At 37.6% G+C, this 13,862-nt stretch carries 16 protein-coding genes and 1 other annotated feature; all 16 genes read right to left on the reverse strand.

Features of this window, described 5'->3' with window-relative positions:
* Window positions 1-16: 16 nt before the first annotated feature.
* Window positions 17-1,306 carry a GTPase ObgE gene (gene obgE, locus MKX83_RS17020; RefSeq protein ID WP_095372412.1) on the reverse strand — a complete coding sequence of 430 codons (1,290 nt, stop codon included), beginning with the start codon at window positions 1,304-1,306 and terminating at the stop codon, window positions 17-19.
* A gap of 110 nt (window positions 1,307-1,416) precedes the next feature.
* Window positions 1,417-1,959, reverse strand: coding sequence for a sporulation initiation phosphotransferase B (locus MKX83_RS17025; protein WP_095372411.1), 543 nt, complete (start codon window positions 1,957-1,959; stop codon window positions 1,417-1,419).
* A 266-nt stretch (window positions 1,960-2,225) separates the two neighbouring features.
* Window positions 2,226-2,519: a 50S ribosomal protein L27 gene (rpmA, locus tag MKX83_RS17030; protein ID WP_009333115.1), complete on the reverse strand. Its 294-nt coding sequence runs from the start codon at window positions 2,517-2,519 to the stop codon at window positions 2,226-2,228.
* Window positions 2,520-2,531: 12 nt separating this feature from the next.
* Window positions 2,532-2,861 (reverse strand): ribosomal-processing cysteine protease Prp, encoded by a 330-nt coding sequence (locus MKX83_RS17035; protein ID WP_095372410.1) that lies wholly within the window; start codon window positions 2,859-2,861, stop codon window positions 2,532-2,534.
* 12 nt (window positions 2,862-2,873) lie between these two features.
* Window positions 2,874-3,182: a 50S ribosomal protein L21 gene (gene rplU, locus MKX83_RS17040; protein ID WP_095372409.1), complete on the reverse strand. Its 309-nt coding sequence runs from the start codon at window positions 3,180-3,182 to the stop codon at window positions 2,874-2,876.
* A 13-nt stretch (window positions 3,183-3,195) separates the two neighbouring features.
* Window positions 3,196-3,275, reverse strand: a sequence feature (ribosomal protein L21 leader region).
* A gap of 55 nt (window positions 3,276-3,330) precedes the next feature.
* Entirely contained in the window at window positions 3,331-4,773 is a 1,443-nt protein-coding gene (locus MKX83_RS17045; protein WP_341056613.1) for an Rne/Rng family ribonuclease, read from the reverse strand.
* A gap of 17 nt (window positions 4,774-4,790) precedes the next feature.
* Window positions 4,791-5,657: a M50 family metallopeptidase gene (locus tag MKX83_RS17050; protein ID WP_341056614.1), complete on the reverse strand. Its 867-nt coding sequence runs from the start codon at window positions 5,655-5,657 to the stop codon at window positions 4,791-4,793.
* Window positions 5,650-6,432 (reverse strand): M23 family metallopeptidase, encoded by a 783-nt coding sequence (locus tag MKX83_RS17055; RefSeq protein ID WP_307312739.1) that lies wholly within the window; start codon window positions 6,430-6,432, stop codon window positions 5,650-5,652. Before MKX83_RS17055 ends, MKX83_RS17050 begins: the two co-directional genes overlap by 8 nt.
* Window positions 6,433-6,872: 440 nt before the next feature.
* Window positions 6,873-7,676, reverse strand: a complete 804-nt coding sequence (gene minD, locus MKX83_RS17060; protein WP_095372405.1) for a septum site-determining protein MinD — start codon at window positions 7,674-7,676, stop codon at window positions 6,873-6,875.
* Window position 7,677: 1 nt separating this feature from the next.
* Entirely contained in the window at window positions 7,678-8,355 is a 678-nt protein-coding gene (gene minC / locus MKX83_RS17065) for a septum site-determining protein MinC (protein WP_095372404.1), read from the reverse strand.
* 263 nt (window positions 8,356-8,618) lie between these two features.
* The gene (gene mreD / locus MKX83_RS17070; RefSeq protein WP_095372403.1) at window positions 8,619-9,137 is read right to left on the reverse strand and encodes a rod shape-determining protein MreD; all 519 of its coding nucleotides are present in this window, start codon (window positions 9,135-9,137) and stop codon (window positions 8,619-8,621) included.
* A complete protein-coding gene (mreC, locus tag MKX83_RS17075; RefSeq protein ID WP_095372402.1) occupies window positions 9,134-10,030 on the reverse strand; it encodes a rod shape-determining protein MreC in 897 nt (298 codons plus the stop codon). The genes mreD and mreC overlap by 4 nt, the downstream gene beginning before the upstream one ends.
* Before the next feature lie 98 nt (window positions 10,031-10,128).
* Window positions 10,129-11,151 carry a rod shape-determining protein gene (locus MKX83_RS17080; RefSeq protein WP_095372401.1) on the reverse strand — a complete coding sequence of 341 codons (1,023 nt, stop codon included), beginning with the start codon at window positions 11,149-11,151 and terminating at the stop codon, window positions 10,129-10,131.
* 163 nt (window positions 11,152-11,314) lie between these two features.
* Window positions 11,315-12,004 (reverse strand): RadC family protein, encoded by a 690-nt coding sequence (gene radC / locus MKX83_RS17085; protein WP_341056615.1) that lies wholly within the window; start codon window positions 12,002-12,004, stop codon window positions 11,315-11,317.
* A gap of 18 nt (window positions 12,005-12,022) precedes the next feature.
* Window positions 12,023-12,613, reverse strand: coding sequence for a Maf family protein (locus MKX83_RS17090; RefSeq protein ID WP_341056616.1), 591 nt, complete (start codon window positions 12,611-12,613; stop codon window positions 12,023-12,025).
* Window positions 12,614-12,860: 247 nt separating this feature from the next.
* On the reverse strand, window positions 12,861-13,799 hold the full coding sequence (locus MKX83_RS17095) for an SPOR domain-containing protein (RefSeq protein ID WP_095372398.1): 939 nt from the start codon (window positions 13,797-13,799) through the stop codon (window positions 12,861-12,863).
* Window positions 13,800-13,862 lie beyond the last annotated feature (63 nt).

Raw genomic sequence — 13,862 nt, forward strand, 5'->3', positions numbered from 1 at the left:
CATTGATATTTTAAGGTTAGTCAATAAATTCAAATTCATAATCTAATAACTTGACGATATCCCCGTCTTTTGCACCTTTTTCGCGTAATGCTTCATCTACACCCATCCCTCTTAATTGACGGGCGAAACGTCTAACCGATTCATCTCTGCTAAAATCAGTCATCTTAAATAATTTCTCAACTGCATCACCAGACACAATAAAGTCACCAGCTGAATCTCTTGTAATCGTAAATTCTACTTGATCTGCTTCATGTTTATAAAGTACACGGTGAACTCCTGTATCCTCTTCTTCATGTTCAAGTGGGAATTCTGGTGTTTCTTCTACCTTATCTGCAATCGCAAATAGTAGCTCACGTAATCCAGACCTTGTAACTGCAGAGATCGGGAAAATTGGATACTCTTCTTCAAGCTGCTCCTTAAATGCCGCTAAGTGTTCTTCTGCATCAGGCATGTCCATCTTGTTAGCTACAATAATTTGTGGACGTTCTGTTAAACGTAAATTATATTCCTGTAATTCATTATTGATCGTCACATAATCTTCGTAAGGATCTCTGCCTTCCATTCCTGACATATCAATCACATGAACAATTACTCGTGTACGTTCAATATGTCTTAAAAATTGATGTCCCAGGCCCACTCCAGAATGAGCACCTTCAATTAACCCAGGTAAATCAGCCATGACAAAACTACGATTATCTTCTGTTTCTACCATACCCAAATTAGGAACGATTGTCGTAAAATGATACGCGCCAATTTTCGGCCTAGCAGCAGAAACGACAGAAAGTAAAGTCGACTTACCAACACTTGGGAATCCAACTAGCCCTACATCTGCAAGCAATTTCAACTCAAGCATAACTTCTCTCTCTTGACCTGGCTCTCCATGTTCTGATAATTCCGGTGCAGGATTGGCAGGTGTAGCGAACCGTGAATTTCCACGACCTCCACGGCCACCTTTTGCTATAATTGCCTGTTGGCCATGCTCAGTTAAATCCGCAATTACTTCACCAGTCTCAGCATCTGTAACCACAGTTCCCGGCGGTACTTTTATAATCATGTCCTTCGAATTTCTGCCATGCTGATTTTTAGACATTCCATGCTCACCACGTTCCGCTTTGAAATGTCGTTTATATCTAAAATCCATTAACGTTCTTAAACCTTCTTCAACAATAAAGACAACATTCGCGCCCTTACCACCGTCCCCACCAGCTGGACCGCCTTTAGGAACATATTTTTCACGACGAAAGGCTACCATTCCGTTCCCACCGTCGCCACCTTTTACATACACCTTGACCTGATCGACAAACATAAGATCTACTTCCTCCTATTCAAAAGATGCACATGAATATGAACACCCTTGACTCTCGCTGTTTATAATATCTTTTACTGACTAGCTTTTTACTATTAAATAAATCCATTTTACTTCTCTTCAAAAAGAACAAAGAAATCAAATGATATTTCATCTTCTGTTAAGCGTCTCACTGTAAGCCCCATACTTGTTGATTGCTCTAGTAAAAATAAGCGAATCTGCTGCATATAAGTAATTGTTCCACTAAAATCAAAAAAGAAACGGACACCCTGCTTTTCTGGATTAATTGATATAGATAAATGATTATCAGCAAATGGCTGTACAGCATCATTTAAGCAAGAGAAAAAAGATCTTGTCCAATCAGTTAAACTTTTATCATCCAGTTGATCACATTTGAATACTTCATAAACGTCATACTCTAATTGAAATTTTGGATTTCGCCAATTGTACGTAAATAAAAGTGAAGCAAATTGAGGCATTTGTAGGTTTGATAACTTTGCCTCTTGTTGCGCCTCCACAACAATTTCATCAATAATTTCTTTTGCCCGTTCCACCTTATTTAAGCTTAAATTGCCTTTAATTAGTTGTATTTTATTTAACCAATCATGCCTTGCATGACGTAGCACTTCAACAATATCCCAATCTTTTTCCATAATTGACTCCTACATCTTCTTTTATGGTCCTCAGCCATTACATTGATATGGTGTTAGTATAACAAAAAAAAACCATAGCCGTATGTATCTTAGCAAAAAGAAAGGTAAGAATTTTTAAATCTGCCCCTATATTTAAGGTTCCATCAATAGAAATGCATAAAAAGTAGCGGACTTTTATCAAAAGAGGACAGTTTGAGGAGATATATGTGGGATGAATGACATGAAGAGAACTCTAACCATTAATGGTTAGAGTTCTCCACTCAATCTTATGCTTCTTGAGCTGCAGGGTATACGCTAACTTGCTTACGGTCACGTCCAAGACGCTCAAATTTTACAACTCCGTCCACTTTCGCGAAAAGAGTATCGTCTCCACCTTTACCCACGTTTACACCTGGGTAAATTTTCGTACCGCGTTGACGGTAAAGAATAGAACCACCAGTAACGAATTGACCATCTGCACGCTTAGCGCCTAAGCGTTTAGAGATTGAGTCACGTCCGTTCTTTGTAGAACCTACTCCTTTTTTAGATGCGAATAACTGAAGATCTAATTTTAATAGCATGAAATCCACCTCCTACTGTTTGAAGGTTATTTTTATATTTTCCGGATAGTTCTCAACGATCGTTTGCAATGAGACAACCATACCCTCAAGCAATAATTGGACTTTTTCTTCTATATCTTGAGCAAGATTGCTCGGAAGAATACAGGATAATAGTCCAGATTCCATTTGAATATGCGGAGTAACTCCCGCTAACTGATGGATGCTATTAACGCACCCAACTGAAACAGCTGATGCACCTGCACAGACAATGTCCTCACCATTATTAGCAAACAGGGCATGACCACTTATTTCAAATGATTGTATGAGTCCAGAACGATTACGATGAATGCTTACATCAATCATCAATCATCAACCTTATGCGTTGATTTTATCAATCACGACTTTAGTGTACGGTTGACGGTGACCTTGTTTCTTATGATAGTTTTTCTTTGCTTTGTATTTGAATACAGTGATTTTCTTCGCACGACCTTGTTTTTCAACTTTAGCCGTAACTGAAGCACCATCAACAACTGGGCTTCCAACTTTCACACTGTCTCCACCTACGAAAAGAACCTTTTCAAAAGTAACTGTTTCGCCTGCTTCTGCGTTAAGCTTTTCGATGTAGATTGTTTGACCTTCTTCTACACGGATTTGCTTACCACCAGTTTCAATAATTGCGTACATAACTGCACCTCCTCTTAAGACTAAGACTCGCCATCCCAGGTGTTCTGCCAAAGCAGAAGCTTAATGACCTTTTCTGCGCGGTTGTAGCATGGGCGCTACAAACATAACATCAAAATGTTATCATACACATACTGTACTGTCAATACGATTACACTTGCATTTCTTTCAATGGACCAAATCTTTTTATTTGATAGCTTGGTTTTGGGCGATCGATGAAATCGAAAACAAGGTGTTTCGCACAGCTCTCTTCTAATTGCTGTAACTCCTCTTTAGTGTATACAGCAACGACATCCCTTGTCACTTCTATAAGAACCGCTTCCTCATCACGGGTGCGATACGACCACAATTCTCTCTCTAAGCGAAAGGCAACCGTTTCTGCGCGCAATACCTTACCCGTCCCATGACAAACTGTACAATTCTCCTGTAAAGCTTCAGAAAGAGACACCTTCGTTTTCTTTCTCGTCAATTGTAAAATACCAAGAGGTGTAAATCCAATTACTTTTATTTGTCTTTCATCGGTAGCTAGCGCCTCTTTTATCACAGATAAAATATGTATTCTATCCTGCTCTTTTTCCATACTAATAAAATCAATTAGTATCATTCCTGCTAGGTCCCTGATACGTATTTGTCTCGCTACCTCCCTTGCCGCTAATTCATTTGTTTTTAAGACCGTATCTTGCAATTGGTGTTTTCCAGAAAATTTACCTGTGTTCACATCAATAATAGCTAACGCTTCTGTTTCATCAAAAATCAGATAAGAACCATTATCTAACCATACAATTCTTTTTAATGCTTTTTCAATTTCACGTTCAAGACCATAGGAAGTAAAGATAGCTTCTTGATCCGTATGAAGGTGAAATGTGACATTGTCTTTAGGCTGTAACTGCTTTTTGACAGTAGTATCATCCACAATTACTTCCCCACTCTTCATTTTTTGTATGACTTGACGTACTTTATGTAAAAATTGATCTTCCGTTTGAATAACACCGGGTCTTTTTATTAAGAGAGAGGCGGCATAGAGTTGCTGATATTTTACACGCAATTGCATTAATTCTTTTTCAAGTACAGCCATATCAACATCTTTCGCAGCAGTCCTAATTACTAGCCCTTCCTTGGCTTCGAGCAACCTCGCACAGTTTTGCTTTAACTGTTCTCTGACACTCTGATTAGTAATTTTCTTCGATACAGCAAGATAGTTCCCATACGGCAAATAGACCATATAATTGCCTTGCAATTCTACGATCCCCGTTAACCTTGGTCCTTTCGTTCCCGTTTGATCCTTTTCTACTTGTACAAGTAACCTTTCCCCTTGATGGACAAAAGAAGAAAGGTTACGTTTTTCCTTCTTATCATTATCTTCAAGTGCATAACTTTGTAATTTATCCTTATGCAAAAAGCCACTCTTTTCTTCACCAATATTGACAAAGAGTGCATTTAACCCTGGCATAACCTTTTCAACTATGCCTAGATAGATATTCCCTACTTTTGTTTCGAGTTGTAATGGTTCAATATACAATTCTTCAACTTCATTTTGATCGAGCAAGGCATACCTTTTTTCTCTATTTATTGTATTGATCACTAATCTTTTCAATTCTACTTTCCTCGCTTCTAATAAACATACACTAAGTCACTTATTTGAGCTGACACATTCTTTTCCGCAAAGTACGCATGTAATAACTCATTTTCATCTAGCACACTCTTTTCTTTATTCCCCGTCTCAACGATAATCGAGTGTTTACAACCTCGTTGAAATTTCTCGAGCACTTTCATGATTGGTTCAGATTCTTGAACGACTAACGGTTTTAATTTACGTAGTTCACTATGCTTTCCATAGTATCGTTCCAATAAGAACCGCATAAATATATATCTGCGCTGTTTCCATTCATAGTATAAGGAAAAAAGTAAGAATGCAAGGATGATGCAAATATTAATATTAAAAGGGAGAATCCAAAGAGAAGCAATTAAAAACAATATGAGCATAAAAATAGACAGCTGCAACGCCTTCCTATGTGCATCACCAAATGCATAAAAATAAGACAGATACAAAAAGACTAATTTCCCACCATCCAATGGCCAAATCGGAAGCAAATTAAAAAGTAAGATCATCAAGTTATACTGGACAAACAAAGAAAAGTACTCAGGTGTGACTAGCTGCCATTCAAAACATAGGAAGGCAGCAGCAATCATCCAAACATGCTGTATAGGTCCTGCTAAAATTACCATTAACTCTTCTTTTAATGGGCGATTACCATGTTCGTCCATCTCTGCCACACCGCCAAATGGAAGTAACACAATGCTTTTTATTCTCCAAGAAAAAAACTGTGCGGCCACAGCATGTCCTATTTCATGAACAAAAATAATCAATAGTAAAAGAAAAAGCTCGTTGAAATGAGAAGTGATAACAGCTAATCCGACTACCAACCAGAGTAAAGGATGGATACGTATCTGCTTAAAAAGTAAGATCCATTTATTCAAAAGGAATCACCTGTGAAGGATCAACAAAGTCATCCCCTTTTTTAATGGCAAAATAAAACAAACCTTTCCCATCCTCTTTAGTAGCCGCTTCTCCTACTTCTGCACTTTTTTCAACATAGTCATATGCTTTTACATCAATTTCAGCTAAATTGCCATACCAAGATTGACTTTGATCGGCATGCTGAATGATAACGGTTTGTCCAAACCCAGGTTTTTCGCCAATAAATTCAACGACTCCTCCATTTGCAGCCTCTACTTTTTCACCCATGTTTGTTTCAATCGAAATTTTTTGTCCATCTTGCTCAAACGCTTGTAATACCTTGCCTGTTGCTGGTAAGCTTGGTTGCGCTTCCTCAACAGATTCTTCTGTCTGTTTCTGCTTTGGCAAAAGGGCAAAGGTTTGTCCGAATTGCTCTTCATACCAATTAATAACAGTAGCAAACTGAAAATTCTTATCCATTGCCTCTACAACAAAGGCTTTCGGCTTTTCAAAAATTGCTCCATCATTTTTAAACATAATGGCTACTATGAGGAATAAGCAGGCTGATACGAGCACTTTAAATAGAAAAACCTCCTTTTTAAATAAGGGGTGATTCGTATTTGAATCTTTAGGAGGTGGACTATCATATGAGGGAAGTTGGTCAAATCCATGCCTCTCCTCATCTTGCAACCAATTCATTTTTTTCGATTTTTTTTGAACAGGCTTATTCTTCTCCATCTCTTTTTTTCTTTTAGCCATTCGTTTTCTTATATCATCAGCTCTTGAGCTCATCATAACTTCCCACCTATTCATCAGCATTTGTACAAGTCTATGATGTGAGGTTTTTAAGTATGACAGATAGATAAGGGAGAAATATTTTTTGTGTTGTCAAACACCTAGATGCAGTTGGAAAGCTACCTACTTATAAATGATCACTATATCTGTGTTTACTCTTAGACTATTGATAGTGAAACCTTTTATTATGAATGATCGTGCTCTTAGAGTGCTTTCTATAGAAGAAGATAGGGGTACTAACAGGGGTAATTGACTATACGTCGCTTTTTGATGAAAAGCTTACATTTCTGCAATTGAATGGCTTATTCATGGATGGTGCATTTGGACCGTTTGCTGTACTACTTATTACTATCAGCAGAATATTCCATAGTCCTATTTCTTTTCCCATGTCAAATATTAAGAAATCCTTAGTGACAACAGTTCACTAAGGATTTCTTTTGTTATTTTACTTTGAAGAAGTTCTTTATCTTTGTAAAAACACCGGTATTCTCTTCTTGAAGTTGTTGAAGTGGTACAGATTCGCCAAGAATTCTGCGGGCAATATTTCGATAAGCAATAGATGCGATATTATTTGGATCCATTGCGATGGGTTCTCCTTGATTTGTCGCCCGAATCACTTGATCATCATCCGCTACAATGCCTAATAATTCTAAATCGAGATGTCTCGTAATATCATCAATATCCATCGTATCACGGTTTTTCATGAGTTGTGGTCGGATACGATTAATAACTAACCTTGGACGTTCGATATGATCTTCTTGCTCTAACAACCCGATAATGCGATCGGCATCGCGTACCGCTGTTGCCTCTGGTGTAGTTACAACAATCGCTTTTGTTGCTCCTGAAACGGCATTACGATAGCCTTGTTCAATTCCCGCAGGACAATCAATAATAATATAATCAAAATCCTGCTTTAAATCGTCTATTAATATTTTCATTTCGTCCGGGTCAACCGCGTTCTTATCACTTGTTTGTGCCGCAGGCAGGAGATAAAGAAGATCATCAAAGCGTTTATCTTTCACAAGGGCTTGCTGCATCTTACAACGCCCCTTAACTACATCCACTAAATCATAAATAATACGGTTTTCAAGGCCCATAACAACATCAAGATTTCTTAGTCCAATATCTGTATCCACAAGGCACACTCTTTTTCCTTGCAGGGCTAATGCTGTACCAATATTTGCAGATGTTGTTGTTTTACCAACGCCGCCTTTTCCGGATGTAATGACTATCGCTTCTCCCACTCTAGAATCCCCCTTGCAAATTCGATATATTTGGTCTTACATGTACCAATACTTGTAGTCTGTCGATAATGATCTGCTGCTCTTCATTCATATAAGCACATTCCATTTCGCGACTGTTCTCATCTTGTTTTTCATCAGGCGCACGAGTGATACTATCACAAATTCGAAGCTGTGTCGGTCTCATAATAGAAGCTGATATCACAGCCTCCTGGTTACCATAGTAACCCGCATGTGCAATTCCTTTTAGCTCGCCCATAATAAAAATATTGCCACCAGCTCTTACTGTTCCTCCAGGGTTTACATCTCCAATGAGCAATAAATCCCCCGGGACTTCAATCACTTGACCTGACCGAACAATTTTTGTTATAGAGACGATTTCATTTGCTTGCTTTTGCTTTTCAGCCTCATCCTTTGTCAGTACATTAGAAAGCACAGACTCCACAACAAGATTTTTCTTTTGCCTGATTAACTCTTTTATCTCTTCCTCTTGAGAGGAGGTTAAATAGCGATTACCTGTATGTACAAGGACAGATATCAATTTATCTTCTTGACTTTTACTACTCTCTATTAATTTATGATTTAACTCTTTTTTAAGTTCCTCATAAGAACAGGCATCATCAAGATGGAGTGTAATCCCATCCTTTGTGCCCTTCATCGTTACATTTTGTCTTTTATTCATTTCAAGATGTTCACCTCAAGAAAGACAAGAACAGATCCATTCTGTTATCTCGCCTCATTCTGATTCTCAATACATATTGTAGGAATAAATTCGACATCAGTTTGCAAAATCCTTTTTTCTTGCAAACTCAATCTTCACTCTGGTTGAAAAGAATAATTATATGGCAAAAGAAACCGGATAACCGGTTTCTAAAGTTGCCTGCAAACAGTCATTCAACTTTATTTCTTCGTTTTCCTTCATTATTGACTAGAACAGACTTAACATTATAACGATAGTCGTTCAACATATCTTTCAAAATATTTCTTCAATGGAAAAATGACTATGACGATAAAAATGAGGTTCAATATAAGTGTTGGAATGAATCTCATAAAGATGAAATCCGAGAATCCCATTGTTGTAATACTAATAATATAGTTGACCCCGAAAGATCCTAGCTCCATTAATGCTACACCAAAAAGAGTAATGATTGTCGTCACAATAAGGTTATTCTGTAAGATCTTCATTAGTTGATACACAATATAAGTGACAACTGGAAATAAAAATAGGTTAATACCGATAATTTCAGTATAAACAATGTCAAACAGCAATCCAAAAATAAAAGCATAAAGTAAACCTAGCTTCCTCGAGCCAAAAATAACTAAAAGCATAATCGCTCCAAGTAAAAAATGCGGGATAAGCCATCTCTCATTTGCAAACATCTCTGTTGGAGCGACCATAAGGGCAAATGTACTTTCAATGACGAATAAGAAAATAAATAAGAGAGGGAGAAGATATTTTCTCAACTTTCTTCCTCCTCATTTAATTCTTCAAGCTCTTCTTGAATCTCTGGATTAATGCTGTTAAGTTTTGTTACCATCACATGTTGAATGTCATATAGGTCCGCATTCGGCTCAATATAAGCAGTTTGTGTAAGGCCATATTCCGCAGGTGTAACCTCAACAACTTTTCCAATTGGCAAGCCTTTAGGGAATACTCCACCATAACCAGATGTCACTACCATTTGCCCTTTTTCTACTTTTGCATCATAAGGTATCTTCGTCATAAGCAAACGTTTTGTTTTTTCATCGTAGCCTTCAATTAAACCAAAAGTTTCTTCTTTTTTCTCACCATCTTGAACAACAGCTGAAATACGGTTCGTTGGATCTTTAGAACTCACCAGCTGAATCGTGGACGTGAAGGTTTGTGCACTTTTCACCTTACCAATCAGTCCATTGGCTGTAATAACCGCCATATTTGCCTCGATGCCGTCTCTGGTTCCTTTATTTATGGTAAGCTTTTCTTCCCACCTTAAAGGATTTCTACCGATTACTGTAGCCTGTATAGGTTCATAGTCGGTTAAACTATCTTCTTTTTCTAGTATTTCACGAAGCTCAGCATTATCCTTTTCTAACAATTGTACCTCTGCCTCTAAAAATGCTAGTTTATCTAATCTAGATTTCAGTTCTTTATTTTCTTCATATGTATTTTGCAAGTCTTGAACATTTTCAAAGAAACCAGCAATGTACTGTGTTGGACCAGCAACAATGTTCTGCGCCCATCCTGTCATATCTTTCAAAAACTGTTCTGGCCATGTAACACTATCTCTCTCTCTTAAAGAAAAGCCTATCAACGATACGAGAATAATGATACTTACAAGCAAAATAATCAGGCGTTTATTCAGAAAGAACTGTGGCATGCTAAACACCTCGATTGTTATATTTTATGCAAAAAAACTTGAAAAACAGGGCATTAATGACAGCCACTAATGCCTAATTTTTCTGTAGGTCACTATTCTTAACGAGAGTCTTTAGATTTATTTTTAAATAAATGAATATGATCTAATGCTTTACCGGTACCAATCGCCACACAATCCAGTGGATTTTCAGCAATAAGAACAGGCATTTTTGTTTCTTCACTAATCACTTTGTCCAAATTGCGTAACAACGCTCCTCCACCTGTTAAAACAATGCCACGATCCATAATATCAGCTGCTAACTCCGGCGGTGTTTTTTCTAATGTTACTTTTACAGCATCAACAATAGAGTATACCGTATCTTTTAATGCTTTTGAAATTTCATCACCTGTAATCTCAATTGTTTTTGGTAATCCAGTTAAAAGATCACGCCCACGGATTTCAAGGTTTTCTACACCTTCCGCTTCACTAGCAGAACCAATTTCTAATTTAATCATTTCAGCAGTTCGGTCACCAATCATTAAATTATAAGTTTTACGGATATAATTAATGACTGCATCATCCATTTCATCCCCAGCAATGCGGATTGATTGGCTTGTAACTATTCCCCCTAAAGAAATAATAGCCACTTCAGTTGTACCACCACCAATATCCACAACCATACTTCCTGTCGGCTCCCATACAGGTAAATTCGCACCAATTGCTGCTGCAAATGGTTCTTCAATGGTAAATGCATCCTTTGCACCAGCTTGTCTAGTTGCATCTACTACAGCTCTTTCTTCTACTGCAGTAATGCCAGATGGTACACAGACCATAACATTCGGTTTACCTGAAAAAATGCCCTTATTTTTATTCGCTTGTTTCATATAATATTTCATCATTGTTGCTGTCGTATCATAATCAGCAATTACGCCATCTTTCATTGGTCTTAATGCCACGATATTTCCCGGTGTACGACCAATCATATTTTTAGCGTCATTCCCAACGGCAACAATATGTTTCGTATCAGTTTGAAGTGCCACGACCGATGGCTCTCTAACAACGATTCCTTTACCTTTTACATACACAAGTGTATTTGCTGTTCCTAAATCTATCCCAAGGTCTTTTGTACCAAATCCAAACATTCCTGTATCTCCCTTTCTGATACTATACGATTTTTAAAATAAGGTTTATTTAATAGGGCATCTGACAGTCCCTCATTCTTAAAAAGATGATAGGTAAAATACTATACTTCCCCTAAAAAATCATAAACAATATTATATCGTATCGTCAAATAAAAACATAGTGCTAGATATAACCTTTTTCCTTTAAACTGACAAATTTCTTTTCACCAATGATAATATGATCGAGAATATCTATCCCAATTATTTTACCACATTCAGTTAGCCTTTTCGTCACATCAATATCTTCTCTACTTGGAGTCGGATCGCCAGAGGGGTGATTATGCAGACAAATAATCGAGGCGGCAGACTGTCTGAAAGCTTCTTTATACACTTCTCGTGGGTGAACAATAGAGGCATTTAAGCTACCAATAAAAATGGTTTGCTTGCTTAAAACTTGGTTCTTAGTGTTTAAATAAAGACAAACAAAATGTTCCTGAGATAGAAAACGCATTTCGTTCATCACATAATTAGCAGCATCTTCTGGTGAACGAATGCTGTATCTTTCATCGAAGGTTAAATTAGCCATTCTTCTGCCGATTTCTACAGCTGCCTTGATTTGAATGGCTTTTGCCTGGCCAATACCTTTCACTTCGGTAATTTCGCTAAGGGAAGCATCCTTTAATAAACGCAATCCATCAAACTTTGTTAGCAAGCGATTGGACAGCTGCAAAACAGATTCATTTTTTGTCCCTGTCCGCAATAAAATAGCTATTAGTTCATGATTGGATAAGCTCTCTGGTCCACTCTGCATTAACCTTTCCCTCGGCTTTTCATCTTGAGGGAAGTCTTTAATCATTAAGCTTTCCGTATGCATCCCTTTCCTCCTTTTTCATTATCCAAACAAATGGTTAGGAAGTGAATAGCCCATTTTGCGCAACTCTCTAATCGTTTGTGAAATAGGCAATCCCATCACAGCAAAATAGTCTCCGTGTATTTGTTTAACAAGTGTTGCACCAATTCCTTGGATCCCATAGCCCCCCGCTTTGTCAAAAGGCTCACCCGTTTGGATATAGGCATAGATTTCTTCTTCTGAAAGCGGCCAAAATTCAACTTTTGTAACAACAGAAAAACGAGTTATTTTATTAGCTGTTAGTATCGCTACACCTGTGTACACTTCATGTGTACCGTTCGATAGGTTCTTAAGCATAAGATACGCTTCATCTTCATCAATCGGTTTGCCTAAAACCTCGCCTTTTTGGACAACAACCGTATCTGAGCCAATAACAAAAGTATCACTTTCGTTATTGTAGACTGCTCTCGCTTTTCGTTCCGCCAATTCTTGCACAATTTCATCCGGCTTTAAATTGGCTTCAAACTGCTCATCAACATGACTGCCTTTTACTTTGAAAGATAAATTTATTTGTTCAAGTAGCTGTTTTCTACGAGGAGAAGTGGAAGCGAGTATGAGGGTTTGTGTTTGCATGTGGTTCACCTTACTTTCATCGTATTTCAAATTGGGAGATACTTCTCTATCGTATCAAACAATCCACCTATTAACAATTTTAAATCATCTAATAATATGAATTTCCCACAAAAAATAGCCCGAAGAAAATCGAGCTAAAGAGAGGTAATCTGCTAAAAATAAATATAGACAGTGAAATCAGTGTTTCATAGATTCAATTAGAAATAAAATTAAATTATTCCCCAGAAAATAATATACTAAGAAACTTTTAAGTTTGAACGATGACCGTATATGATTGTAGGAAATTTAAGGCTGCCTGTTGAGCGTCCTTTCCGTTATTAGCTTTTAGAGCAGTAAGCATTTTATCCTTTAATGCTATTAGGTCTTCATGGTTCAGTCCTTGATTAATCTCATTTAACGTACTTGAATATGCATTAATTTGTTCAGGGGACGCTTCACCTGTCAATAATTGATACACTTGGGGTGAGAGCTCTAAGATTTTCTTTTCTTCTGCAGTTAAACCTTCTACCTTAGCACCATCAATCGTATACTCTTTAGCAAACACTTCTGCACCTTGACCTTCTAATTGGGTACTCATAGTCTTAGCCGCTTCACTTGTAGCTGCTACTCCGATGATAAGTGTATATTGTTCTTGATTCTGGTGGATAAATGTAGGAATGCCTTTTTCCTTATACGAAGCAGCGATACCCTCTGCACTATCCTTGGTAGTAAAAACACCTCCTTGGACGATAAACGTATCTAAAGCAGGTAATTCTGCCGTCTCACTACCCGCAGTTACTGCTCCTGATGCACCTACTTGGGAACTTGCTGCGCCTCCTTCTGCCGTTTCCCCTTTATCGAGAACATTTAACATTACCAACCCAAATCCCGTTCCGATAACAACAGCAAACAGAATGGTAAAAAACATCGACGGGTTTAATTGATATTTCATTTGTTTAAAACTACTTTTCTTAGCTGTGCTTTTACTGTATTTGTTTTTCTTTTTCGTCACTTTTTCTCTATCTGCAAGTTCTTTCTCCCAATCTACTTCTTCTTCTCCACTTGGTAAAATCCAATCAAATTGATCCTCCGCTTCATTTTCCTTTGTGGCCGCTTGCTCCTTTACACCTTCTTCTTTATGCTTCGGTTGCCCGTCCTGATTTAATTTTATTGTGATTGTTCTCGCCTTTCCATTATGCTTGTCCATCTTTGTCCACTTCCCTCCCTCTTACCTTTTACTATTATTTTCATCACTTTATCATAGGAGAAA

This window comes from Cytobacillus sp. FSL M8-0252 (assembly GCF_038007345.1).
GTDB classification, from domain to species: domain Bacteria; phylum Bacillota; class Bacilli; order Bacillales; family Cytobacillaceae; genus Cytobacillus; species Cytobacillus kochii.

What these genes read in the sequence shown, in the direction of transcription:
- obgE (WP_095372412.1), bottom strand. Translation starts at nt 1,306, where the DNA reads ATGTTTGTCGATCAGGTCAAGGTGTATGTAAAAGGTGGCGACGGTGGG.
- MKX83_RS17025 (WP_095372411.1), bottom strand. Translation starts at nt 1,959, where the DNA reads ATGGAAAAAGATTGGGATATTGTTGAAGTGCTACGTCATGCAAGGCAT.
- rpmA (WP_009333115.1), bottom strand. Translation starts at nt 2,519, where the DNA reads ATGCTATTAAAATTAGATCTTCAGTTATTCGCATCTAAAAAAGGAGTA.
- MKX83_RS17035 (WP_095372410.1), bottom strand. Translation starts at nt 2,861, where the DNA reads ATGATTGATGTAAGCATTCATCGTAATCGTTCTGGACTCATACAATCA.
- rplU (WP_095372409.1), bottom strand. Translation starts at nt 3,182, where the DNA reads ATGTACGCAATTATTGAAACTGGTGGTAAGCAAATCCGTGTAGAAGAA.
- MKX83_RS17055 (WP_307312739.1), bottom strand. Translation starts at nt 6,432, where the DNA reads ATGATGAGCTCAAGAGCTGATGATATAAGAAAACGAATGGCTAAAAGA.
- minC (WP_095372404.1), bottom strand. Translation starts at nt 8,355, where the DNA reads ATGAATAAAAGACAAAATGTAACGATGAAGGGCACAAAGGATGGGATT.
- mreC (WP_095372402.1), bottom strand. Translation starts at nt 10,030, where the DNA reads ATGCCACAGTTCTTTCTGAATAAACGCCTGATTATTTTGCTTGTAAGT.
- MKX83_RS17080 (WP_095372401.1), bottom strand. Translation starts at nt 11,151, where the DNA reads ATGTTTGGATTTGGTACAAAAGACCTTGGGATAGATTTAGGAACAGCA.
- radC (WP_341056615.1), bottom strand. Translation starts at nt 12,004, where the DNA reads ATGCATACGGAAAGCTTAATGATTAAAGACTTCCCTCAAGATGAAAAG.
- MKX83_RS17090 (WP_341056616.1), bottom strand. Translation starts at nt 12,613, where the DNA reads ATGCAAACACAAACCCTCATACTCGCTTCCACTTCTCCTCGTAGAAAA.
- MKX83_RS17095 (WP_095372398.1), bottom strand. Translation starts at nt 13,799, where the DNA reads ATGGACAAGCATAATGGAAAGGCGAGAACAATCACAATAAAATTAAAT.